This is a genomic window from Dehalobacter sp. TeCB1, from assembly GCF_001707455.1.
In the GTDB taxonomy this organism is placed as follows: domain Bacteria; phylum Bacillota; class Desulfitobacteriia; order Desulfitobacteriales; family Syntrophobotulaceae; genus Dehalobacter; species Dehalobacter restrictus.
Genome location: NZ_MCHF01000067.1, coordinates 1 through 24,616 on the forward strand (window position 1 = coordinate 1; position 24,616 = coordinate 24,616).

Genomic DNA, 24,616 nt, shown 5'->3' on the forward strand with positions numbered 1-24,616 from the left:
ATCCCGAGCGGTGGACGACCGCGCTTACCGTCAAAATAGTGCGGCTGTATAAGCGCCACCCATTCGTCCCAGGGGATGATCTCGTTCATTATTTCAAGAAATTCTTCTCGTTTCGTTTTCTTCCGTCGGTTTGAGTATTCTATATCCGAAAAGGTTTGTTGCCCCATTTTTACCACCTGTTACTGTTTTCTTTAATTTTACCATTTTTTTGTCCGGGGGGCGATTTAATCAGTGTTTCCCTAATATTGTAGAAGACGTTTGTCTTGGTTTAGCCAAATGGGGATTTGATAAAATAGTCATTATATGCGCTCATGGCGAGCCCAAAAATAACGAAGCGATCAAAGAAGGAATCAAAAGAGCTTCAGTGAAAAAAGATGGATTAAAGGTTAAGGTATCCGCGTGGTTTCATCATGGACTGCCTAGAATGAGTTCAGTATGCAAGGGAGAACATCCGGAATGGGATTTTCATGCCGGAGAATGGGAAACAGGTTTAATCTTACTTAGACATCCCGAATTAGTGGATCAGGAAGAATTAATTAAGCTAAAACCTAATTATGAGGCAGAACATCTCTTTGAGAGAATTTCTGCTGGTAAAAACGACTGGAAAGATGTAGGCGCTCCTTTGGCATATTTAGGCGATCCACAAATCGCTACGAAAGAAACCGGTGACAAGGTATATGATATTTTCTCCGACATTGTAGTTGAAGAGGTACTTGAGCTAATTAAATAAACAGGGGAAAAATTATATAAGCAAAGCTAAGCCTTGACATACATTTATTTGTACATTCAAGGCTTTTTTTGTTGTAGTAAATTTTTTTACCTGATGGTAGCCAATTATATGTGCATAGTAACACAGAACATTTCAAAATTATGTTTTATATTATTAGCGGATGGTGCATGGGATGAAAGTAGTTCTTTTATAAGGGAGGTGAAAAAGCTATGGGTACTGTATTGATTTTTTTGGCTGGGATATTATTTTTAGCCGGAATTTTGTTTATTAAACCGCGTGCCAAAAAGGATGTCATGTGGAAGACCGTGCTTGTTTGGGCTTTATACGTAGTTGGGAGCGCTGTCTTATGGATGGGAGTTTCCTTTGTTTACATTAATGCCACTGTCGGTCACGCCAAGGCAACAAGTACAGCCATCTTCTTATTTGGAGGAATTGCAGTTGTAATTGCAGTGATTTTAGCGCGCCTGCTAGGATTCATCGGTACTAGAAAAATAAAAGACAATGAATCAGTATCAGCATGAAAGGAGGAAAAAAGATGGCAGATTCTTTAGAAAGTAAAAATGCTCCAGAGAAAAAATTTCAGGTAAGCCGCCGAGGTTTCTTGAAAACTGGAGCGGCTGCAGCAGCAATGGGCGTTTTTGGCGCGATTAAAGCACCCTCAAAAATAGCTGAAGCTGCGGTAAGCAACTACGAATACATCACCCCCAAAAAAGGACAGTGGTCCAAGCTGAGACCCGAACCGAATTATGGAGGCGCTTCTGTCAGTTACGCAGAGCACAATGACCAATGGCTTGGCACCTCCAAAATTGTAGGGACGGTAAAGAAGTTTAAAGAAAAAGATATGGGATTTGCGTTAGTTGCCCAAGGTCTTTTAGGACCCAAGGCACAGGCGGGGTTCTATACGATCGGTATTAGACACCCGCTGAGTGATGCGCTCGGTTGGGCTATTTCCCCCATATTCGGAGAAAACATCGTTGATGGTCAGCCCAAACCGGAGAAACTTCCGATACCTGATCCCGAGCAAATGTCCATGCATATTAAAGATGTTGCTTACTATCTGAGAGCTGATGAAGTCGGGATCGGGAAAATGCCTGAATACGGTTATTACTCTGATAAAATGAATCCCCCGATGATGGGGATTATCGGCGGTATGGTGCCAAGGGGGACTCCCCTTCAAGATGTACCCTTTACGGAGAAGATGCCCTATGTCATCGTTGTTGCGGTTGAGCAGCATTTAGAGACTTACTTGGCCTCAACCGGATATGACGGAATTTCAGATTCCCAATCTTTCCGCTGTTATCACGCGACCGCCAACATTTCTATCATTATGGCTAAATACATCAGAGAGCTTGGATACCATGCCAGAGCACACCATTTCGGCAACTATGGAGCCGTAATGGCGCCCTGTTTAATCGCTGCGGGGATGGGGGAACTTACCCGGACCGGAGACTGTGTTGCCCACCCGCGCATGGGATTCCGCAACAAAGTGGCAGCCATCACCACGGATTTGCCTTTGGTTCCGGATAAACCGATTGATTTCGGAATGGCGGATTTCTGCCGTGTGTGCAATAAGTGCGCCGATAATTGTCCTTCCCAAGCTATCACGCATGACAGGGATATGGTAGATTATAACGGCTATTTGCGTTGGAACAGCGATTTCAAAAAGTGCGCACAATTTAGGGCAGGTAATGATCAAGGAGTTAGCTGCGGCGTTTGTATTAAGGTATGTCCATGGAGTTCCAAGGAAAGTTCATGGTTTCACGAGGCCGGAATTTGGATTGGAAGCAAAGGGGAAACTGCTTCAAGCCTCTTAAAAGGTATTGATGATATGTTTGGTTATGGCACAGAGATTGTTGATAAATATAAATGGTGGTTGGAATGGCCGGAACTGTATAAGTTCAAATATTAATCCAACGAGTATAGGTAAAGAATTTCCAGCGTCGCCTTTGTAAGGGTCGCTGGAAATTTTTTGCGTCTTTAACTTTTTCATGGGCTGTTGCAGACTTGCACAACAAAAAATATTTAAAATATGATAAGTATTTACTAAATGAAAATATATATAAATGTATATACAATACAACTAAAAAGAAGATAACGTTATTCGGCAATAAATTTTTTTTAATTAATAGGTTAACATTATATTAATAATTTTAAAATACAGGAGGTAAACTAAATGGATTTGTCGCTATTAACACAGAAAATTGGAGAACTTGATGAAGAAAAAGTATTTGAAATGCTGAATGAATTTGTTAACACAAATCCCAGTCCAGATGAAACCAAAAAGGTGGTAGCTGCTTGTCAGAGCGGGATGTCAGTAGTCGGAGATTTTTTTGAAAAGGGGGAATACTTTGTCGGTGATTTGATCTTTGCCGGGGAGTTGTTAACCAGTGCAATTGATATTTTAAAGCCGATTATGGACACCCAAAATGCTGGAACTGTCGGTTCAATGGTGCTTGGAACTGTTGCAGGTGACTTACATGACATTGGAAAAAACATTTTTAAGAGCATGGCTGAAGCAGCAGGTTTTAAAGTATACGACCTGGGTATCGATCAATCAGCTGGTGAATTTGTAAAAAAAGTAAAAGAGGTAAATCCTGAAATTATTGGTTTAAGCGGTGTTTTGACGTTAGCATTGGAATCGATGAAAAATATTGTTGAGGCTTTAGAAGAAGCGGGATTACGCAGCAAAGTTAAAGTTATTATCGGTGGAAACCCTGTAACGAAGGAAGCTTGTGAAACAATTGGTGCTGATGCATTTACCACGAATGCAGCAGAAGGAGTAAAAATATGCCAGAAGTGGGTGGGTTAAAACCCGCAACCAAGAAAACTTGTGAATAAATAGCACAGGAGGATCTAGTATGAGTGATGATAAAATGAAATTATATGACGAACGTGTCAAAAGGCTCAAAGATGCCATCGAATTAAGAGAACCGGACAGGGTTCCTATTTACGGTCTGGTAGACAATTGGGCTCTTTCTTATTATGGGATAACCTTAGAAGAGGGATTAAAAGACGTTGAACTTGAATATAAAGCTTATTCTAAAGCTTTAACTGATTTTCCCTTTGATGGCGCGCTTGCCTCACGCATAACCTTTCCCCTTAATTTTGTGTATTCCTTAGGCGGCGGAATTTTTAACAATGCGACGGAAACCATTCAAATCGCCACTGGACAATCTGAACTTATGGCGGTAGAAGAGTATGATGAGCTTATTGCCGATCCGATGAAATTTATCCGTGACAAAATTCTTCCAAGAAAACATAAGATTTTCCAAGAGGGGACAGTGGAAGAAAAGTTCGCGAAATATGCCAATTCCCTTTCCATCTTCTTTAAGTTTGGTCAAACAACAAAGATGTTGTCGGATAGGTTCAAAACTGAACATGGGCTTCCGATAACCAACGCGGGTGTAAATCATTTTATGCCCGGTGATATCATCATGGACTATTTAAGGGATTTCAAAGGGATTATGAGAGATATCAAAAAATGTCCTGATAAAGTGGCTGAAGCCTGTATGGCTATGGTCGACCCTTTGATCAAAGACACATATGGAAAAATGCATACTGTTTCCGATGACAAGTATGTTCATTTATATCTGCATTTGCCGCAATTTATCAGAGCGAAAGAGTTTGAAAAGGTTTACTGGCCGTCCTTCAAAAAATATGTTGATACGGTTGCAGCAAGAGGTATTAAAATTCTCATTCTATTTGAAAAGAATTGGGAACATCTGTATGAGTATATACAGGAGCTTCCAAAGGGATCGGTCATTGGATTCTTTGAAGAAGATGATCTGAGAAAGGCGAAGAAAGCTTTAGGAAAAACGATGTGTATTGCCGGTGGTTTAAAGACAAACGACCTGTACTACGGAACAAAGGAAAAATGCATCGAAGTTGCCAAGGGCTTAATTGATGATTTAGCTCCGGGTGGTGGATTTGTCTTTGCACCGGACAAAGTTTTGGCAACTAAAAATGATGCCAAGGCAGAAAATTTAAAAGCTGTTACGGAATTTATTGTGGAATATGGCTCTAAGTAATAGAAACTTCCATCTGTTATCTGAAAATAAATATGTACCCCTAAAGAATAGGAGGGTGTTCTTAAGATGAGTGACATGGAAATGATCTTTAAAATGGCAAGGGAAAGAATTTTATCACAGTTTCTTAATTCAGATCAGGAAAAAGACGGGGTTGAATTGGCTTTGACGATCGTAATGCTTTTTTCATAGGTCTGACGTTACCAAGAAGTAAAAATGTTATATCACTACTAGGGGCAGCAGTATCACAACTTAGCCCCAATGAAGGACGTCAATCAAAATGGCGTCTTTTCTTTTGGGAGTGGGGAAAGTGGCTTGCCAGATTCGAATCCGGATTCGAATCTTAGTTTTTCCCAAGCGGTCATCCCCCCTGGGGATTATGAAATTTTAATCAAAAACGCTTAAAAAATACTAAGCGTTTTTTTTATAATAAGTGCTATATTTAATTGGAAGTTGTGGTTTCCGGAATTAGGGCAATTGCGGAAGCCGCTAATAAAAAATAAAGGAGGAGAAATATGGGTACATTTTTGGTGTTTCTAGCGGGTGTTCTTTTTTTAGCCGGCCTACTATTTATTAAACCTAGAGCAAATACGGACAAAAGATGGAAAACTATTCTTAATTGGGTTTTATATGTTGCATGGTATGCAATTACTTGGATGGGGATTTCTTTCATTTATATTAATGCGAGCGTAGGGCATGTCAAAGCAACAAGTACAGCAATCTTTTTGTTTTTAGGTATTTCAGTTGTACTAGCGGTAGTCTTAGCAAGACTCTTAGGATTTTTGGGTAAACAACAGAAAAAAGCAAATACAAGCTTAGAAGCTTAAAGAGGTGAAAAGGATGTCTATTGAAAAACAAGAAGGAAAGCAGGAGTTAAGGATAAACCGACGTAATTTTTTAAAGGCAGGAGCAGCCTCAGCTATTTCCATGGGTGTTCTTGGTATGACAAATGCTTTGCCGGTGCAAGCCGCCGAGACGGTGTCAAACTCCGGAGGACAGTCGAAGCTTCATCCGACGAATTACGGCATGGCCTCAGTTAAAATGGCTGATTTTAACGACCAATGGTTGGGCACAACCAAGATTGTTGGCCCTATAAAAAGATTCCATGAGGCAAATCAAGGATTCAACTTGGTTTTCCGCCATAAGGTTTCTGAGGCAGCTTTTAAGGCGAACTTATATTACCATGCTGCTTCAAAGTATCCTTTGGGAGATGCTTTAGCCAAGTTTACTTTAAGCTTAGCTCCGATGGTATCTGGAAAACCCGCCCCCGAAAAATTGGCTATTCCTGACCCTGAACAGATGTCCCAGCATATCAAAGACTGCGCCTATTTCTTAAGGGCTGACGAGGTCGGTATTGGTAAAATGCCTTCATTTGCATACTATGAGTTCAAGGCGCCTCCTCTTGAAGATATGATGAAAGATGACTTGTCCAAATCAGTGCCTGTTACAGAGAACCTGCCTTATGTCATCGTTGTCATGGTTGATCAGCACCTGGAGACCCTGATGGCATCTACCGGCTATGACGGCATCAGCGGTTCCCAATCATTCCGTTCTTACCATGCAACTGCCGTTATTTCGGTAATCTTGGCAAACTATATCCGTAATCTTGGTTACAATGCCAGAGCGCATCATTTTTCCAATTATGCCTTGATCCTGGCTCCATGTATGGTATCCGCAGGAATGGGAGAGATGACAAGGACAGGTGACTGTATGGCTCACCCGACACTTGGATTCCGCACCAAAGCTGCCGCTGTGACCACAGACTTGCCGCTAGCTCCAGATAGGCCAATTGATTTCGGCGCTCAGGATTTCTGCAGGGTGTGCAAAAAATGTGCCGATAATTGTCCTTCGGGAGCGATTACCCAAGACGAGGATTATATTGAAAAGAATGGTATTTTGCGTTGGCAGACTGACATTAAGAAATGCGTTGAATTCCGTGTAACCAATAAAGAAGGATCCATGTGCGGACTCTGCATGAAGGTATGTCCATGGAATTCCAAAGAAGACTCCTGGTTCCATCAGGCCGGCACATTTATCGGTAGTAAAGGGGAAACTGCTTCAAATTTGCTCAAACAGGTTGATGATATGTTTGGCTATGGTACAGAACAGGTCGAGAAGTTCAAATGGTGGTTAGAGTGGCCTGAACGTTATTAACTCATTGAGTTTGTAAATTAAAAAAGAATTTAATAAGAAATGCATATGTCTCTGGTAGTATTTTGGATATAATAGTGGAATAGTCCTAAGTTGTTATATCCGAATGTTATCAGAGACAAATTGCTATGTAAAAAAAATTAATAGACCTGAACGATATATTCATAAACGATATATTCATAATTTATGTTACCAATACACAATATAAAAGATATAATCTTTTATATTAATTTCTTCTTCTAATAATTGACAAACTCTTTAAAATAAGATAATTTCTGATAAACTAAGTTTAGACCCAATTCTTCATTTGTTTAAGCAGGTGAAGGTAGGTATAATATCTAATCTTTTTGTATTATCTAAGACTAATTTTATACACTTTTATTGACCATTGCTTAATCTAATTTTAGCATAAGAATCGATAAAGGATATTAGTATATGCAAAAGGAGGAATTAGATAATGGATGATATTAATAAGAAGCAAATTCTCCGACCTTATATGCTTGAGAATTTTGAGCAAAATGAAAGACTAGAAAAGTACTTGCATCTGGCACATAAACGTATATTTCCTAAAGGAGCAATTGTTGAAGCTCAGGGTGAAAATGCTAATTCTGTTCTTTATGTCAAGTCCGGATGCCTGGGTGTAAGCATCGGTTCAGATGATGGCTGTACCAAATTTCTTTTTCATATTAATGAAAAAACGATCGGGGCAGCAATCAATTCAAATGAAGAAAATAGCGAAGTTCAGGTTCATGCGATCAAAAAAAGTACGGTTTATTTTTTTGCGCTTGAAGATATTCTGAAAATATTTAATGAGGATAAACAGGTACTTCTGGATGTTATTCAAAACATTCTTGATAAGTCTTATTGTCTTATGGCTAAAACAAGGGATTTAAGTTATTACCGGCCGTCAAGCAGAATATTACGGTTTATATATAATCTCTGTATCTCTGAGGGGAAGCTTGTTGACAATTATTACATTATAAACACCAATCTAACGCAAAAAACGATCGGAGACATTACTGGAACTCATTATGTTTCAGTAAGTAAACTGTTTAAAATGCTAGAAGAGCAGAGAATACTCAAAAAAACAAAAGATAAAATTTACATTTACAATCTTCCAAAATTAACTTCTATGATTGATGAAGTTTTAAAGTACTGACTTTTGTTAATGGTAAAAAATATATACCAGGGCCGACTCAAAATTATACTTTTGGGTCGGCCTCTTGTTATGTGTATCGTAACACAGAAAATCCAAACATTATACTTTATATTATTAAGCGAACGACGTATGAAGTGAAGAAAGTATTTACAAGGAGGAGATATATTATGTGAAAAATTTATGGAATTGGTGAAAAATTAAAGATTGCAAAGAGAAGGTAAGGTAGAAAAGAAAGGAGACGTGTAGATAGTATGGGTGGAATTATCGCATATATTTTGGGTCTTGCTACTGTATTGCTTATTCAATTATACAAAAAGATTGTAGAGAAGAAGAGCCGCAAGTTCGGCATCTGGAACTGGGTATTATCAATATTTGTTACACTCTATGTAGATTTTTTAATATATTGGCTCTACATGGGAGTATGGGAGGGGCAGCCCAAAGCCGGAATAGTCGGATTATTCCTGATGGGTATTATTGGGGTCGTTATTGTTGCTGTTGCTCAATTATTGGTCAGCAAATCTTTTGGGAAAAATACGATTGCCAAATTAATGAAAGGAGAAAAAGCATAAAATGTCTAAAAAACTTAGCAGAAGGTCCTTTCTAAAAAGTACTGCACTGACTGGAGCTCTGACCAGTATATTGACACTTACGCCCGGAGCAAGAGAAAAGTTAATCGGAGACGGTGCTGCGAGTGCGCTGGAATACCCCAGAGTGGATAAACCGCCTTATGAGATTGAAGGTGAAGTCGGGCGATTTGATAATAGAAATAACGCTCATTCCCGCGGGTATTGGGATGAAAGCCAATCGTTTTATATGTTTGGCCCGCAAGGGATGACAGCGCTTCATGATACCGTAAAAAACATTGCTTCCGGTACACCAAAACCCGGGTTTGATCATCGCGATCTGTCATTATTTATGAGTTCCGCGCTGATGTTTAAAGTTGGTAGCTTTGCTGCTTCGCATCTGTGGGAGCCGGAACTGCCTCCGGGATTAACAAAACCATACACGACGACTCCGGAAGAAGCAGCCCAGACTGTGAAAATGGCCGCTAAGCATTTCGGCGCAAGCGTTGTGGGGACATGTAAGCTTAATAGAGATTGGCTTTATAGTCACCGGTATCACGTTGAGAATTGGAAGACGGATGCCAAAGACTTGTTTACAAAAGTGTTTGGTCTTGAAAAAGGCCTGTTGGGGCCGGTGATGACACCCGAAGAAAGAAAAAAATTACAAATGCCGAATGTAGACGATGAATTGCCTCAAGAGATGAATAACGTTATCGTCTGTGGTATTGAAATGGACTACGAGGCTTACCAGCGCACCCTTTCCTGTGTTGAAGTAGCTGAAACGTATCGGGCGTACAGCTTTGATAAATTCTTGATTATGCACTTGGCCCTCTTTATTAATTATATGGGTTATCGTGCTTGGCCATTTGGCAGTTATGGACCAGGCTTGGGAATTCCGATGGCTGTTGATGCAGGGCTGGGGGAAATGGGAAGGAATGGTCTGCTCATCAACCCAGACTTTGGACCTCGTCTGCGTATTTGCGGTGTTATCACCGACATGCCTATCCAGCCGGATAAACCTATAGATATGGGAGTGACCAAGTTCTGCGAGACTTGTGCGGTTTGCGCCGATAACTGTCCTTCCGGGTCTATTCCCAAGGATAATAATCGTACTGCCGAAGCCGTATATTCTACTACAAATTCTGGTGTCAAAAAATGGCCAATCGATGCTTGTAAATGCAAAGCGTATTGGGATGATCACAACATAAGTGCTTGTGGAAACTGTGTTCATTATTGTCCGTACAATAAACCTAGTACTGCAATGCATAAGTTAGCAGCGCATTTGGCACCAACGCTAGGATCCACGCTTGTCAAGATGGAAAAAATGTTAGGCTATTCAGAACCCAAAGATGTGGCAAGCTGGTGGGCGCAGGATCCTAATAAATTCTTTCCAAGGAAGTAAGTAGAACGATAAAAGATATGCCGGCTCTCAAGCGTGAGCCGGCATATCATTATTAGGTTCTTTATTTACTTCATTTGTCAACCCAGTTATTAGTCATACTTCTGGAGGAAGCAATTATGTTGAAACGCATGATGATAGTTGTTGCGGTTGCCATGTTGATCGGGGTTTTGGCATATTCCAACATGGCAGCAGAGGAGGATGAACTCCTCTACATGAAACAGATTTTGCCGCAAACAAGCTTTGAAGAAATAAATAACAACCCTCCAACTTTTAAGGCTGATCAAAGTGACGGTAAGGATCATTATTATGTCGTATTTGGAGAGGCCAATGGTTACGGCGGGCCATTGAAGATAGCTACAGTAATCGATCCGCTGGGGGAGATCCAACAAGTTGTGGTGGTGGAGAGTAGAGAGACCTCCAGTTTTTTGAACAAAGTCTTAAAGGCAAAATTCCTGGATCAGTTCAAGAACATAAAAGCAAATGATCCGATTGAAATGGGTGCTGACATTGATTCCGTCACCGGGGCTACAGTAAGTTCCAGGGCTATCGCCAATGCTGTACGACAGGGAAGTCATGAAGTGGCACTCAATCAACTTGGTCTAAGCATATCGGAAAAGCCGGAATCCTGGGAGTTTGGGTTAGCGGAAGCAATCGCGATCATTCTGTTTCTAGCTGTATTGGTCCTAAGCTTGGTGTGGAAAAAGTTCAAAGTACGGTATATTACCTTACTTGCTGCAGTCGTTATCTTTGGGTTCTGGCTTAAGATCCAGATATCCTTATCTTCTATCTCGGCATTATTGATGGGGTATTGGCCCCCTATACACAGTAATATGATTTGGTATGTAATCGTACTAGGTGGTTTAGGAATCGCTCTTTTTTCAGGACGCAACCTATACTGTTACTGGCTGTGTCCTTTCGGGGGGGTACAAGAATTAACAAGTATGGTAAGAGGTCGCAGCAAGTGCCGAAGGGTATCTAATCAGCTCCTGAGATTATTGCCTAAGATACTGTTGTGGTCTGGCTTACTTTTAACTTTCCTGTACCGGAACCCGGCTATTGGCAGTTATGAACCATTTGGCACGTTGTTTGGTCTTACAGGGACTTTTCTTAATTGGCTATTATTGCTTGTGATTATGACAGCGTCCATCTTTATCTATCGATTCTGGTGCGATTGCTTCTGTCCGGTAGGTGCTTTTTTGGATATTTGCGCCAAAGTCAGGCGTAGACTCGGAAAACTGGTGCACTCACCTGAGAAAGTTACCCAGCACCAAATGCCGATGAATAAAACCGAGTAGGTGTAATTAAATCAACGAGAGGGAGAAAATGAATAATAAATACAATATTGGTGATATCCTAAATCATGCTTTATGTGTTGTTACCCTTGTAATAATCAGTCTGACCTTTTGGCAGAACATAGATTCTAATTCTGCTACAGACTTGAATCCTCAGAAAATTAATATGGAATCCCAAACTCCTCAGGAGCCTGAGATTCCAGAAAATATTGATATGCATAACTTTGCAGTAGAATAAATGAGGCCAGTTTATAATTGGGATTCAACCCATGATTTGAAGTCTTTAGGGAAATAGATATTCCGATCGATGACTTTGATCATACCTTTGTTCTTTAAATCAGAGAATTGTTTCGTAACAAATTCACGCGTAGCACCAATAGATTCGGCAATTTCCTGATGAGTAAGGATGTAAGGGGCTTTATACCAATGATCATATTCCAAGTGATTGAGTGAATAAAGATTACGTAAGAATAGTAAAAAGCGCTGTCTTGGATTAAAAAACCAAAGAGATTCAAAATTTTCTACAAGTGCAATAGCGTAATTACTCAAGTAGTTCATAAAAATAAAGGCCAAGATGGGGTTAGCATTAATTTTTTCAAAGAATTGATTTTTGGTGATATAACAAATTGTGCTGTCTTCACAAGCCCTTATCTCAAGGGGAGAAGATTTTACTTCCAAAAGTACGGGAACTAAACCGTAAAGTCCTCCGGCTTGAATAATACTCACTGTTCTTTGTCTTCCATCTTTACTTAACATCATAGTCTTCAATGTTCCTTTTTCGACACACTGGATGTAGTTTATTTGTTCACCGGTATTTATGACTCTTTCTCCTTTGCTTACAGTAAAACGTTGACCATTCGTCTTCATAAAATCAAATAATTCTTTAGATGAAGGTTCCCATGGGAAAATAGAATAGTCAAACACTGCAATCACCTCCGCATACAGATTCCCCTATACCCTATCATATCATTTCTGTTTCTGGAGATATGTGAATCAAGACACACTCTGTTTTTGATTATCAGAAAAGCAAAACAAAAGAATCGTCAGAAAATAAGGGTAATTAAAGCATCTCCAAATAATATAAATATTATTTGTTATTATTTGTTATGCCAATAAAAATAATCCACAATTTGGGTAGAAACTGTTGTATAAATAATACGGTAAATAATTTTGAAAATTTAAAATATATAAATTATACCCTTAGTAAGCGCTAAGATTTATTAAATTTTAACTATGATATATTAACCTGTATAGACAGCAGAATTATCTCAGACTAAAGATGTAGAACCGAGCTAGAAGAAAACAATTTTAAGGAGGATGATTTGAAGTGGTGGATTTAAAAGTCCTGACTCAAGCGATGTCCGATTTGGACGAAGACGTGTTAAACAAGGCGATTGATGAAGCGCTAAGCAAAGACGACAATACTGCAGAAGTTCAAGAAGTTGTTAAGGCCTGTCAGCAAGGTATGACGCTCGTAGGTGAACGCTATGATTCGGGCGAGTACTTTATCGGAGACTTGGTCTTTGCCGGGGAAGTGTTGCAAAGTGTAATGGACAAGCTCAAACCGGCTTTAAGTGCAGATTCCTCAGCAAAAGGCGGAATGATTGTCCTGGCTACAGTTTTCGGAGATCTTCATGACATAGGTAAAAATATTTTCAGATCCATGGTTGAAGCCGCAAATTTTGAGGTAATCGACCTGGGGATCAATGTTCCGGTCAGCCAGATCGTGGACAAGGTTAAAGAAGTTAACCCTGATATTGTCGGCTTAAGCGGCGTACTGACCTTAGCGCTGGATAGTATGAAAGAAACAGTTGATGGACTGAACAATGCGGGCCTTAGAAATTCAGTCAAGGTGATTATCGGCGGCGTACCCGTTAATGAGAATGTATGTCAAAGCATAGGGGCGGACGCCTTTTCGACAAACGCCGCTGAAGGGGTCAAAATATGCCAAAGATGGGTGGGTTGATCGATGAGTGAAATAATGAACCTTTACCAAAAACGTGTAGAAAGAGTTTACAAAGCCATTAATCTAGAACAACCGGATCGCGTTCCGATCTCTTCCGCTCTTGGAACATGGTCTTCCTACTATGCAGGGTACACTGACTCCGAATCCAACTGGGATTTGGATAAATGCAGTAAGTCCCTTCTAAAAGTAGTTAACGACATCCCGATGGACGTCTTGCACATGTTTTACGCCAGACCCGGTGGCATGTATCAGGCTTTGGGCAGTAAATCTTTTCATTATTTGAATGAAAGCAACATTGTTCAATATTCAGATGAGAATGCGGAAGTAATGACTAGCGAAGAATATCCTGAATTCATTAAAGACCCATTTAGGTTCATGGTGGAAAAAGTTTTGCCGCGGAAATATTCGGAATTGGCAAAAGATTCACCTGCAAAGGATTTAGCACTAGCAAAAGGCGCTATGCAATTTGGTATGTATGGAGCGAAAAAGGGAGCTGCAGAGGCTAATCTAATAACCCAGTATGGAATACCTATGCTATTTGATGGTTTAGCAATAATGCCATTAGATTGGATTGCCGATTTCTTCCGGGGTATTAAAGGCGCATTTATGGATATGCGTCGTCGGCCTGAAGAATTGCTTGAGGCTGCGCAGGCACTTACTCCGTTAGTAATAAGGTTTGGAATGGGTCAGATGTTTTCAACACCACCGAAAGCAAACCCCAAAATCATCCTACTTCCTTTACATTTGCCTACTATGCTTAAAACAGCAGATTTTGATAAATTTTACTGGCCTATGTTTAAAACGATTATCGAGGCCTTCGTGGCTAATGGCGTAATTCCAATGCCATTCTATGAAGGAGATTGGTCACGATACTATGATCATCTTCAAGATCTGCCTGCCAAGAAAACACTGGGATGGTTCGAACACGGAGATCCTAAAGAGCTTAAACAAAAGCTTGGAAATACCATGTGTATACTAGGGCTTTTTCCGTTAACGTTGTTACAATATGGCACGAAGGAAGAATGTATCACTAAAGCGAAAGAATTATTGGATGATCTGGCTCCTGGCGGAGGATATATTTTCTCTACCGATAAGGAACTTCTTTCGGCAGCTGACGGCAAGGCGGAAAATATCATCGCCGTAAACAAGTTTGTCATGGAGTATGGTATTTATTAATAGGAGGTGCTTCACGGTGGAAGAACAATTGTTGATCTCTTGGAGTGATATCGTAAAAGAGCATCCGGAGCTCGCAGACAAAGATCCTGCGATGGGTATGAATTGGGATATCGGACAGGAAATGATTTTCGCCTATGTAACTTTTCTGGCGCTCTTTTAAACAAGGAGAATAAGGGAAACTAAGAAAAAATAACCGAAATAAGTTAATAGGTCAATTTCAGGCTGTTTTATTTAATGTCATAGAAGATTACTACAGTCTCGAGCCAGGAGAAAATCCTGGCTTTTTATCACTTCAAATATTGTAGCTGCGAGAACGTTGTGAGTGGAGTATCCTGCGGAGTATCTTGTATGCGTCTGCGCTGCCCGAGAAAAAAGGAAAACGCCTCAAAATAATATTGAAGCGTTAGAGATGGGACTCATATTACCTTAATTTATTTACATTAGTGTCAATAGCTCCTAGAAAGAAGGTCTATATCAGAGCATCGACTTCTGCTGGGGTAAAAATAAGCTGTTTATCCTTGACCTCAGCTGTACCATTGAGACGATAGCCTTTAGGACCACCGTCCATTGTGGCTGCAACAACCCATATGTTTTTGTCAGCTGCTAAATTCTGTTGTGTTACGTCCATTTTGTAAATGCCGAAGACTACTGTGTCACCGACAACTTCGCCTTTGCCAACAATAATTGGGTGAGGAATGCCATCTGCACCCAGTGTGACAAGAGAGAGAAAGGCCGAACCCTCAATGACTGCTTTGACCCCTTCATTAATAACCATCTCGCCATCTCCTTAGTATTTTTTTGATAGTCTTTACTTTAGTTTTGCTACCTAGTACAATATTACCACCTGGATTTTATTTTTCAAGTACGCAGAAAATGATGAGTAGGTAAGGAAAAACTGACTATGAAAAACGATCAAAACAACAGCGCATGCAGAGATAACTGCCCATGTATGGAGGATTGTCCATTGGGAAGCGCACTAAGGTTAATAGGCGGAAAATGGAAAGTGCCTATTTTATGCGCGCTTAATCAAGACGGGATAACAAGGTATAATGAACTGAAACGTAAGATTAGAGGCATAACAAATACCATGTTAGCGAGCTCATTGAAGGAATTGGAAGAAGACGGTCTTATCTGCCGTAAACAATATATGGAGATGCCGGTGAGGGTTGAATATGCATTGACGGACCTTTGCAGTGACCTGATGCCGATTCTAAAACAACTCGCACATTGGGGAATTCAGGTTCAAGAGTCTGAATACACATTGAACAAAAACTAAGAAATGCCCCGATAATATATGTTGTATAAAATAATAAGGCGAATATTTTGGGGAGCATTAGTCTGAAATAGTCTATTGCTCCTTTGTTTGCATTATACAAAAATACTTAGGGTTGTCAGAATGGGGCTTATCCTAAAGGAATACATCATTTGATCAAAGCTAGTTTTACTTTTACTTTTCTGAATATTCAGAAAAGTATTTGTTTAACATACACAAAAAGTTGACTGCTATACACTGAATACGAGCGCTCGTGTTTAAGATATGATCTGTATTTTAAAGTAAAGGAGGAAAGGTATAGACTCACAAGTCTAAAAAAACCAGAACTTCATAGCGCAAATGTTTAGCATCTAAGGGACTTTTAACATTATCTTTTTTATTTTCACAAATTGGAATGGAGTGAACAGGATGGAAAATAATCAGTTAGAAAATGGCTCGGTAGTAGACAAGATTAAATCCGTTCAAATCAGCAGACGTTCTTTATTTAAATTTGCCGGACTTGCTGGAGGTGTAGCGGCACTCGGGGGAATTGCTGCCAGCAGCTTTGGTGATGCAAAGTCCATTGATACGATGATGGGATGGGAATCAGAACAAGGGGAAGTATATTTTAATCGTGAGCCATTTAGAGTAGATAAGCCTGGTTATGAGATTAAAGGACCAGTCAATCGTGTGGACCAAGACGTTGATTCACCAACCTTTCGTCGTCTGTACTATCAGGAAGATGCTTTATTAAGCAACAAAGGCGAAGAAAATTTAATGCCCAGATTGAAGGAATATTACGCAAAGCATCCTGATAAACTGGAAAGCGATAGAGCATGGTTCACCAAACTTCTTCCGAACCTCGCTGAAGAAGAGAAAAAAATGAATAAGGATATGTGGGGGATTGCAACTGCATGGAACAAGGCTTGGACCAGCATGCTTGCTCCCTTAGTAGGGGACCCAAAAGAGTGGGACTTTAAGGGTGTAATCAAAGAACCATTAAAAGTTAAGGATCCAAAAGAAACAAGCAAACTCATTAAAAAAATGGCGGGCCTCTTTGGTGGGACTTTAGTGGGTATTACGAAAGTCAATCCGAGGTGGATCTTAGGCTGGGGTGGTGGCGTGGACCCCAGGATGCTTCCAATTTTAGCTGCGGTAGGAATCGATCCAATAACGCCAAGAGGGGTAAGAGGTGGTCCCATAGACATCCCGGATTGGTGGCAATATGCAATTGTCATTGCTGTACCCCATGAACCTAATTTGATAGAAGCAACACCGCTTTTTTACAGTCCATTTGAGGCATATACGCGGTCAGGCCTTGCTGCTGCAAGACTTACGAATTTCATCAAAGCTTTGGGCTATCCTGCCAGATATAACGGAAACCCAATTATAGGGTGGGATGAACTTTTACCCACACCGTTAGCAATTGATGCCGGATTAGGTGAGATGGGAAGGCCCGGCATATTGGTTACACCTGAATTTGGACCCTCGGTAAAATTGGCTGTTGTACTGACCAATCTTCCTATGGAGCCGGATCGGCCAATCAACATGGGATTAAAGGATTTCTGCGACAAGTGTGGTATTTGCGCGGAAAAATGTCCTGGTGGCTCTATTCCAAGCGGACAACCCGAACTGCAGGACGATGGCGTGGTACGTTGGATGTCAGACAGAGAAAAATGTCAGAACTATTATGCTTCTGTTCCCGTCAGACATATGTGTGGTGTTTGTTATTCTGTGTGTCCGTGGCGCAGATTTGACAATGCGTTGCATAAGTATAGCCGTGAATTGGCTGTAAGAGATCGAACCGGAATAGCACATCAAATCATGCTATGGGGGCAAAAGAGCTTTTATCCGAGTCCGTCAAAGGACGATTATAATGCTCCGACGTGGGCGACTTATAAAGACGTGCCTTGGTGGATGAGAACGGATATGTTCTTTGACGGAATACCGGAAGGCATCTTTAAGAAATAGGAGGGATAGCGGATGAGCCTTTATTCGTTCATTGCAGGAATGGGAACAGCAGTAGCTGTGTATTGGTTGTATTCATGGTCGAAGCAACGTGGTCAAAGCTTAAATTGGTGGAAATGGTTAGTCGTTTGTGCGTGGGTTTTATTACTCTTTTTAACGGATATATTTATTTTCACTAGTCTCGGTGAAAATGAGTCTCGTGCGGCTTTAATGGGCGGAGTCTTTTTGACTGCAATCACTGTAATTTCAGGAGTCGGGATCTGGCGTTGGTTTTTTACTGTACCGAAAGCAAAAATAATTGATAATGCATCTAAAATGTAATTATTTTTGTTCTCAGTTTTAAGGTAAGGCTGAATGGTTTGCTGCCCAGAGAGAAAACAAAAATATAATCGCTGGGCAGTCAAACCGTTTGTCGTAAAAGCGTGGTTAGCAGTTTAAGAAAATTTGAGGGACACTCTTGTAGCCGGATCCAACAAGACTTGGAACTATATGCACTATGTTTCAATTAAGGCGGGAAGTGCTGAGAAAGGCACGTAGTGCGGATATAATAAACGATGGTATACCGGGAGATGTGTAATTTGTCTAAAGCTCATTTAAAAAAACTGTTCTTATTTATGTTTTATGGATCTTTAATGATCGCATTATTGTTTAGTTTTAAGGGCAGACAGATGGATGTCCAGCAATTCTTACCCTCAATGCTGAGCAATGCTCAGGAGTTTGAAGTAATTGAAACTCATCCTCTGACCTATGCAGGCTATAAGAATATCAACGGTCAGGATACGCTGCAGGGATACGTAGTTTTTGGCCAAGGAAGCGGCTATGGCGGTCCTGTATCTGTTTTAACGGCTACAGACCCCAACGGTAACATTTTAAAAGTTCGGGTTGTAGGGTATGCTACGGAAACACCATCCTATATTCAATCAGTTTTGAGAGGGGATTTTCTGAAGCAATTTATAGGTAAACCTGTAGATGAACCGCTGGAAATTGGACGGGATATCGACAAGGTGACCAGTGCTACGCTATCATCAAGAGGAATTACCGATGCAGTCCGCCAGGCTAGTCATGGGCTGGGTAGAAACCAATTTGCCTTGAATATTTCTGAGCCTTCGGAGAATATTAATTTGGGGATTAAAGAAATAGGTTTGGCTTTATTAATATTTGCAACGATTATAGGAGTGCGTTTGAAAATCAATAAGCTGCGCTGGGTAGTTATTATATGCAGTATATTTTTTACAGGTTTCTGGTTTAACTGCTCAATTTCACTTGCAAACATTGCCAGCGGATTAATGGGATTCTTCCCAGCTTTTAAACAAAATCTTTTTTGGTATATTTTGATCGTCGGGATTCCATTAATTATTTTCTTAAACGGGAAGAATCTATACTGTTATTGGTTATGTCCTTTTGGAGGAATTCAGGAAATACTGGCAAAAATCGGAGGCGGAAAACTAAAATGTAATCATAATATAGGAACATGGCTGCAAAAAATTAAATACATGTTAGTTTGGATCGTGCTGATTTTAAGCTTTTTCTTTAAATCACCGAGTGTAGGTGGCAGTTATGAGCCCTTTGGAGTCCTGTTCGGATTTCAGGGTGTGAGTGTGCAATGGATACTGCTCAGCATTATCCTGGTTGTATCGCTGTTTATCAGAAGATTTTGGTGTTTATACTTTTGTCCGGTCGGGGTGATCAATGAAATCATCATTAAAGCAAGACGGTTCGTAAATTCCCTTTTCCAAAAGAAACAGGAACAAGGTATTCTAACGAATAAAGGAAGGACACTATGAGGAACCTTGGCTCTAAGGAAGTATTTTTCTGTACTTTGACAGCGACAATCTTATTTTTAGTTATGGTCTTACTATTTAGCAACATAAAACAACTTTTATAACTATTCATCAGCGTTGAATTAAATAACGCAAAAAAAGCATGTTCATTATCTGCATACAGTATCCACGAAGAAAAAATAATAAATAATTAAATGAGGGTAGTTCTGTCTGCCTATATCTCTAATTATCAGGAGATTTAGGTAGACAAGGAAACAACATAATTACATTTTCACATATTAATTAGTCTAAGTATAAGGCTAAGTACAAGGGAGTGTAATCATGAGTGATAATGATCTACCGTGGCTGAAACACACAAAATTATTCCGGTCGCCAATAGATGGATGGAAGAAAGTTTTTGCGCATAGAGAAAGATTGTTATATCCCAAAGGAAGCATTATTATTAAACAAGGCATCACTATTGAGAAACTATTATATATTTTTACAGGGACGGTTGAATATTCGAAAGTTGACGAAGAAGGCAATGAGGTTCTCATTGATGTATTGGGTGCAAATAATTTATTTATGATTGCTCCATTGTTTACCGGTATTCCCCCTCTCGGTTCATTTACGGCTGTAGAAGACACAGTAGCAGCTGCAATTTCAATTCAGGAAATGAAAAGTTTGATGAAGTCTGATTTTACGCTTACTGAAGAGTTGCTCTACGACCTTTCAATGAAAAGTAATAACCACATAAGTCGGCTGCAAAAACATTACACTTACAAAGTAGACCATAGAATTATCGAAACTTTGTGTGCACTTGCAGATCAACAAGGGATGCAACTGTTTATCAATCAACAAGATTTGGCTGAACTTGCAGATACAACAAGAGTAACGGTGTCAAAATTATTTCGCGACTTAAAATCTGAGAACATTATACGGCCAATATATGGAGGGATCATTATACAGGATTATAGCCGCCTAAAAAACTGGCAGAAACATATTTAAAGATCTACAATTTAGACTAAATGAATTTATTATTGATGAAGAAATGATATTTTAGGAGGTTATTAAATGCCAACTTATGACTTTATTTGCGAAAAGTGTGGTCACAAGTTTTCAATTTTTTGTAGTGTAAGTTCAAGAGACAAACAAATATGTCCGCAGTGCACTGATGATAATATAACTCAGCGGTTTACAACGGTTAATGCCTATGGAGTCAAAGGTGGTAAAGCCTGTTCATCTGGGAAATGCGGTTCTGGCTGCAAATGTTAAAATCTGCACCATCTTTTCTCTTGACTTTTCTCCAATTTCATTTAGAATAATACGTAATAATCATATATTCTTTTTGGTGTCTCTTATGGAGAAGAATAGGGAATCAGGTGCAAATCCTGGACGGACCCACCGCTGTAAATAGTTGTGATGACTGTACAATGCCACTGAGAAATTGGGAAGGCACAGAAGTCGGTTAAAACTATGAGTCAGAAGACCTGCCAATAAAGATACGTAATGAAGCGACGGTAAAGTTTCAGTTTGAGGGATTAGAGTCCCTCAAACTGAAACTTTTTTATTAATGCTTCAGCAAGTTCAAAACGTAGACGTTTTGAACACAAAACCACCCGTTACACGGGTGGAGACAAAGAATTATAAAAAAGAAATTCACCTTCCGCTATAATGATGAATGTTCAAGCCATCAAAAAGCAAAAGGAAGGGGAATTTCTATGGATAAAAGTTTAGCACACACAAAATGGATGTGTAAATACCACATAGTATTTACACCAAAGTATAGGAGGCAGGTAATATATAAGCAGATCAAGTCAGATATAACGCAGATAATAAAGGAGCTTTGTAAATATAAAGGTGTAGAGATAATCGAAGGGCATGCAATGCCCGATCATATCCACCTGCTTGTATCAATTCCGCCGAAGATGAGCGTATCAAGTTTCATGGGGTATTTGAAGGGAAAAAGCGCAATGATGATATTTGATCGGCATGCCAATTTGAAATATAAGTTTGGCAATCGCCATTTCTGGGCAACCGGGTACTATGTCAGTACTGTGGGACTAAATGAAGCGACCATAGCAAAATATGTAAGAGAACAGGAACTGCATGATCAGATAAATGATAAGGTAAGTGTCAAAGAGTTAGAAGACCCCTTCAGGGGTTAGCCAGGTAATAAATGCTGAATGGCTTGAACGAAGTGCAAGCCAGCACTTTTAGGTGCAGGCTTGCAATAAGCCCTTATAGGGCTAGAGCATGCCACCCGTTTTACGGGTGGTCATGACTTTGTATTTATTGCATTTAATATGGAGGTTTTCATCCTATGGAACCTGTGGTACAGCTTAAAATAGAAGCTCTTACTTTTCCACCGGAAACAAAAAAAGTATTAAAAGATATCGACTTAACCATTAATAAAGGAGATTTCATTGCCATTACAGGGGAAGCTGCATCGGGCAAATCGATGTTGCTCCATAGCATCACCGGAGCAGCGCCTCAATTTTTCAATGGACAGTTAAACGGCACCATTAAGGTGATGGGGAAAAACATTAATGAAATCCCCTTAGCAAAAATGTGCGATCACATCGGCTATATGATGCAGGAGCCGCAAAATCAGATTGTCAGTATCACGGTAGAAGAAGAAGTTGCTTTCGGTATTGCCAATATGGAACTTCCTTGGGAGGAAATTAAGCATAGAGTCAAAAAAACTTTACAATTCGTTGGACTGGAGGGTTTTGAACAAAGAAATACGGATGGACTGTCCGGCGGCCAAGCCCAAAGAGTGGTATTGGCAAGTGTTCTAGCGATGGAAACTCCCATTCTTGTTTTAGATCAGCCCACCGCAGAATTAGACGGAAAGGGAAAACAAGACCTCTATTCTCATATCGCTTATTTAAACAGAGAAAAAGGAGTTACCGTGATTATGGTGATGGACCGGGCCTGCGATATTCTCCCTTATACCAATCGTATTCTTATCATGGCTGAAGGAGCCATTCAAGAAGAATGCAGCCCTGATGACTATCTAGAACGGTTAAATAAAAAAATCAGCCCAGCAAAAAATATTACAGCAACAGATGAAACAATAATTGAAGTGAAGGATCTAACCTTTACCTATAAAGGGGATTTTAAGGGATGTGAAAAAATTGATTTGGCGATTAATCACGGTGATTTTATTGGGTTGATTGGACTCAATGGTTCAGGGAAAACGACGCTCTTAAAGTTAATAGAAGGTTTGCTTGTCCCGGATGCGGGTGCGATTCAAATATTTGGCAAACCCCTAACCAAAAGAAATTTAGCAACCATACGCAGTCAAATAGGTTTTCTGTTTCAAAACCCTGATCTTCAAATCTTTGCAAACACAGTAAAAGACGAGGTAGCATTTATTTTAAGAAAAAGAAAACTGCCGGAAGGGGAAATTGAAGAGAAGGTAAATGGAATTCTAGCTGAAGTCGGGCTGTTAGCATACGCCGATATCCATCCTCACAGGCTCAGCCGCTGCCAGCGTCAGAAACTGGCAATTGCCTCTGTTTTAGTAGGAGATCCTGAGATTATCATAGCTGATGAACCGACCTCAGGCTTAGATGAAGAACAAAGTGCCCTGATTATGGAGCTGCTTTCTGCATTTCAGCAACAAGGTAAAACGGTTATTCTCGTTACCCATGACCTGGGTTTGGCAAAACAATATACCAATCGTATTGTGGCGATGCATAAGCACCGTCTGGTATTGGATATTCCGACCCAAGAAATTGGTTCTTTTGAAAAAACATTGAAGGACATCGGGTTAGATTTTCAGAAGGAGGGCATTGCTAATGGCCTTCATTGAAAAAATTGATCCGCGCACGAAATTGGTATGGTGTTTAACACTGATCCTTACAGCTTTACTTTCGCAGAATCTGATCCAGGAAATTGGGATGATTGCATTGGTAATGATTACGGATTGTATTTTTTCTAACCATTTAAAAAAATATAAAATACTAGTACCTGTAATGCTTTTAGTTGCCTCGCAAATTATTGTCATACAGCTTTTGTTCTGCCGGGATGGAGAACTTCTTTGGCAGTGGGGAATCGTATCTGTTTATACTGGCGCTATTCCGGCTGCTGCTTTAGGTATTTCCCGCACTGCTGCCGTGACCTTTGCTGCTGTTCAGTTTATGACCTGGACTTCTGCCACAGATGCTGCTTTAATGCTCATATCATGGCATGTTCCTTATCGCTATGCCATGTTGGTCGTTATGACAAAGCGGTTTTTCCCTCTGATGCAAAAGGAATATCTGGCAATTTCAGAGAGTCAATCTGTTCGGGGTTATCCCTCTGAAGGGATTAAAAATAGAATAAAAAATCTTCCGTTAACGTTTATGCCGTTGCTATATCGTACAGTCCGGCATACTTCAGATATTGCTCTTTCGATGGAATTAAAAGGCTATGGCCGAAGCAAGCAGCGAACTTTTAGCAAACAATTGCATTTAAAAAGCTGGGAAATGATCAACATGATGGTTCTTGTCTTATTTTTCATTACAGTTAACTTAGTACCTTGATAACTCCAAAACACATGTAAACAATTTAACGAGAGGGAACAAGTAGATTTAGGGTTGACCTGGTACTAAAATATAAAAAATATTTTATTTTAGGAGGACATTATGAACAACAAATTTTTCAGAACCGACACCAAAGCACTCGTAGGATCCATTCTTTTAGGTATTGTCTTTGTCATAGCCTGTCAAGCTACAGGATTTATTGACAATCTTCTTCCCACAGGCAAAGCAGGCATGTACTTAATTAACGGTACGGTCTGGGCTTCCTTTACGGCACTCATCGTCCTGCTTTATAAACAGCCTGCCGGAATGATTGCAGGGGAAGTCGAAGCATTAATTTCCATGTGGTACAGCCCGCTGTGGATTGCTTTTATCTTCGCGAATGCCATCGGGTCACTTGCCGTATCATTCGTCGCAGCCAAGTGCTCCATGGAAAAATGGTGGCACCACATTCTCGCCCAATTTCTCTGCAATGTTTTAGGGAATGCTGTTGTTTGTATTGGATTAATCAATATTTACCAGTTACCCATCAAGGTTGCCGTAATTGAAGCATTGATTACCATCGCTATCTGTTGGCCTCTTTCCACGGTGATCACAAAATTAATATATGATAGCATCAAAAAATCAGGTTTAGTCAGATAAG

The 24,616-nt window shown here is 40.0% G+C and carries 28 protein-coding genes and 1 riboswitch; of the genes, 26 read left to right on the top strand and 2 right to left on the bottom strand.

Annotation, left to right across the window (positions count from 1 at the left end; genetic code table 11):
* Positions 1-208 precede the first annotated feature (208 nt).
* The 13 genes from A7D23_RS14415 to A7D23_RS14470 all read left to right on the top strand — a co-directional run bounded on the left by A7D23_RS14415 (position 209) and on the right by A7D23_RS14470 (position 11,560).
* Entirely contained in the window at positions 209-730 is a 522-nt protein-coding gene (locus tag A7D23_RS14415) for a creatininase family protein (protein WP_025205931.1), read from the top strand.
* A 209-nt stretch (positions 731-939) separates the two neighbouring features.
* Positions 940-1,251 (top strand): hypothetical protein, encoded by a 312-nt coding sequence (locus tag A7D23_RS14420; protein WP_019225833.1) that lies wholly within the window; start codon positions 940-942, stop codon positions 1,249-1,251.
* 14 nt (positions 1,252-1,265) lie between these two features.
* Positions 1,266-2,639, top strand: coding sequence for a reductive dehalogenase (locus tag A7D23_RS14425; RefSeq protein WP_025205921.1), 1,374 nt, complete (start codon positions 1,266-1,268; stop codon positions 2,637-2,639).
* A 264-nt stretch (positions 2,640-2,903) separates the two neighbouring features.
* Positions 2,904-3,539 carry a cobalamin-dependent protein gene (locus A7D23_RS14430; RefSeq protein WP_025205920.1) on the top strand — a complete coding sequence of 212 codons (636 nt, stop codon included), beginning with the start codon at positions 2,904-2,906 and terminating at the stop codon, positions 3,537-3,539.
* Between the two features lie 49 nt (positions 3,540-3,588).
* Positions 3,589-4,758 (top strand): uroporphyrinogen decarboxylase family protein, encoded by a 1,170-nt coding sequence (locus tag A7D23_RS14435; RefSeq protein WP_025205919.1) that lies wholly within the window; start codon positions 3,589-3,591, stop codon positions 4,756-4,758.
* Between the two features lie 66 nt (positions 4,759-4,824).
* Positions 4,825-4,947, top strand: a complete 123-nt coding sequence (locus tag A7D23_RS16605; RefSeq protein ID WP_282432024.1) for a hypothetical protein — start codon at positions 4,825-4,827, stop codon at positions 4,945-4,947.
* Between the two features lie 323 nt (positions 4,948-5,270).
* Entirely contained in the window at positions 5,271-5,582 is a 312-nt protein-coding gene (locus tag A7D23_RS14440; RefSeq protein ID WP_025205918.1) for a hypothetical protein, read from the top strand.
* Between the two features lie 13 nt (positions 5,583-5,595).
* Positions 5,596-6,909 (top strand): reductive dehalogenase, encoded by a 1,314-nt coding sequence (locus A7D23_RS14445; protein WP_025205917.1) that lies wholly within the window; start codon positions 5,596-5,598, stop codon positions 6,907-6,909.
* A gap of 454 nt (positions 6,910-7,363) precedes the next feature.
* Entirely contained in the window at positions 7,364-8,065 is a 702-nt protein-coding gene (locus A7D23_RS14450; RefSeq protein WP_068884259.1) for a Crp/Fnr family transcriptional regulator, read from the top strand.
* 251 nt (positions 8,066-8,316) lie between these two features.
* Positions 8,317-8,634: a dehalogenase gene (locus A7D23_RS14455; RefSeq protein ID WP_068884261.1), complete on the top strand. Its 318-nt coding sequence runs from the start codon at positions 8,317-8,319 to the stop codon at positions 8,632-8,634.
* 1 nt (position 8,635) lies between these two features.
* The gene (locus tag A7D23_RS14460; protein WP_068884263.1) at positions 8,636-10,030 is read left to right on the top strand and encodes a reductive dehalogenase; all 1,395 of its coding nucleotides are present in this window, start codon (positions 8,636-8,638) and stop codon (positions 10,028-10,030) included.
* 116 nt (positions 10,031-10,146) lie between these two features.
* Positions 10,147-11,325 (top strand): 4Fe-4S binding protein, encoded by a 1,179-nt coding sequence (locus A7D23_RS14465; protein ID WP_068884266.1) that lies wholly within the window; start codon positions 10,147-10,149, stop codon positions 11,323-11,325.
* Between the two features lie 28 nt (positions 11,326-11,353).
* Positions 11,354-11,560, top strand: a complete 207-nt coding sequence (locus A7D23_RS14470; protein ID WP_021315175.1) for a hypothetical protein — start codon at positions 11,354-11,356, stop codon at positions 11,558-11,560.
* 11 nt (positions 11,561-11,571) lie between these two features.
* Here the strand turns inward: A7D23_RS14470 and A7D23_RS14475 are convergent, their stop codons facing one another.
* On the bottom strand, positions 11,572-12,246 hold the full coding sequence (locus tag A7D23_RS14475; RefSeq protein WP_021315177.1) for a cyclic nucleotide-binding domain-containing protein: 675 nt from the start codon (positions 12,244-12,246) through the stop codon (positions 11,572-11,574).
* A gap of 403 nt (positions 12,247-12,649) precedes the next feature.
* Here A7D23_RS14475 and A7D23_RS14480 point away from each other — a divergent pair, with 403 nt between their 5' ends.
* The 3 genes from A7D23_RS14480 to A7D23_RS16225 are packed head-to-tail and all read left to right on the top strand — an operon-like array spanning position 12,650 to position 14,624.
* On the top strand, positions 12,650-13,288 hold the full coding sequence (locus tag A7D23_RS14480) for a cobalamin-dependent protein (protein ID WP_025205911.1): 639 nt from the start codon (positions 12,650-12,652) through the stop codon (positions 13,286-13,288).
* A gap of 3 nt (positions 13,289-13,291) precedes the next feature.
* Complete coding sequence (locus A7D23_RS14485) at positions 13,292-14,464, top strand: uroporphyrinogen decarboxylase family protein (protein ID WP_068884268.1); 1,173 nt, start codon at positions 13,292-13,294, stop codon at positions 14,462-14,464.
* Between the two features lie 16 nt (positions 14,465-14,480).
* Entirely contained in the window at positions 14,481-14,624 is a 144-nt protein-coding gene (locus A7D23_RS16225; RefSeq protein ID WP_015043201.1) for a hypothetical protein, read from the top strand.
* 309 nt (positions 14,625-14,933) lie between these two features.
* Here the strand turns inward: A7D23_RS16225 and A7D23_RS14490 are convergent, their stop codons facing one another.
* Complete coding sequence (locus A7D23_RS14490) at positions 14,934-15,239, bottom strand: pyridoxamine 5'-phosphate oxidase family protein (protein ID WP_025205909.1); 306 nt, start codon at positions 15,237-15,239, stop codon at positions 14,934-14,936.
* Positions 15,240-15,365: 126 nt separating this feature from the next.
* On the opposite strand from A7D23_RS14490, the gene A7D23_RS14495 reads away from it, so the two are divergent.
* The 10 genes from A7D23_RS14495 (at position 15,366) to A7D23_RS14535 (ending at position 24,615) form a co-directional block, all read left to right on the top strand.
* Positions 15,366-15,740: a helix-turn-helix domain-containing protein gene (locus A7D23_RS14495; RefSeq protein ID WP_141690688.1), complete on the top strand. Its 375-nt coding sequence runs from the start codon at positions 15,366-15,368 to the stop codon at positions 15,738-15,740.
* A gap of 405 nt (positions 15,741-16,145) precedes the next feature.
* Positions 16,146-17,687 carry a reductive dehalogenase domain-containing protein gene (locus A7D23_RS14500; protein WP_015045247.1) on the top strand — a complete coding sequence of 514 codons (1,542 nt, stop codon included), beginning with the start codon at positions 16,146-16,148 and terminating at the stop codon, positions 17,685-17,687.
* A 12-nt stretch (positions 17,688-17,699) separates the two neighbouring features.
* The gene (locus tag A7D23_RS14505) at positions 17,700-18,005 is read left to right on the top strand and encodes a hypothetical protein (protein WP_015045246.1); all 306 of its coding nucleotides are present in this window, start codon (positions 17,700-17,702) and stop codon (positions 18,003-18,005) included.
* Between the two features lie 248 nt (positions 18,006-18,253).
* The gene (locus tag A7D23_RS14510) at positions 18,254-19,468 is read left to right on the top strand and encodes a 4Fe-4S binding protein (protein WP_242827269.1); all 1,215 of its coding nucleotides are present in this window, start codon (positions 18,254-18,256) and stop codon (positions 19,466-19,468) included.
* Between the two features lie 318 nt (positions 19,469-19,786).
* Positions 19,787-20,452, top strand: a complete 666-nt coding sequence (locus A7D23_RS14515; protein WP_015045244.1) for a Crp/Fnr family transcriptional regulator — start codon at positions 19,787-19,789, stop codon at positions 20,450-20,452.
* Positions 20,453-20,518: 66 nt separating this feature from the next.
* Complete coding sequence (locus A7D23_RS15750) at positions 20,519-20,719, top strand: zinc ribbon domain-containing protein (RefSeq protein WP_041225772.1); 201 nt, start codon at positions 20,519-20,521, stop codon at positions 20,717-20,719.
* A gap of 57 nt (positions 20,720-20,776) precedes the next feature.
* Positions 20,777-20,957, top strand: a riboswitch (cobalamin riboswitch).
* 208 nt (positions 20,958-21,165) lie between these two features.
* The gene (gene tnpA, locus A7D23_RS14520) at positions 21,166-21,612 is read left to right on the top strand and encodes an IS200/IS605 family transposase (protein WP_025205743.1); all 447 of its coding nucleotides are present in this window, start codon (positions 21,166-21,168) and stop codon (positions 21,610-21,612) included.
* A gap of 155 nt (positions 21,613-21,767) precedes the next feature.
* The gene (locus A7D23_RS14525) at positions 21,768-23,264 is read left to right on the top strand and encodes an energy-coupling factor transporter ATPase (protein WP_015045242.1); all 1,497 of its coding nucleotides are present in this window, start codon (positions 21,768-21,770) and stop codon (positions 23,262-23,264) included.
* Positions 23,251-23,976 carry an energy-coupling factor transporter transmembrane component T gene (locus A7D23_RS14530; RefSeq protein ID WP_015045241.1) on the top strand — a complete coding sequence of 242 codons (726 nt, stop codon included), beginning with the start codon at positions 23,251-23,253 and terminating at the stop codon, positions 23,974-23,976. Before A7D23_RS14525 ends, A7D23_RS14530 begins: the two co-directional genes overlap by 14 nt.
* A gap of 102 nt (positions 23,977-24,078) precedes the next feature.
* Positions 24,079-24,615, top strand: coding sequence for a hypothetical protein (locus A7D23_RS14535; protein WP_015045240.1), 537 nt, complete (start codon positions 24,079-24,081; stop codon positions 24,613-24,615).
* Position 24,616: the final 1 nt, after the last annotated feature.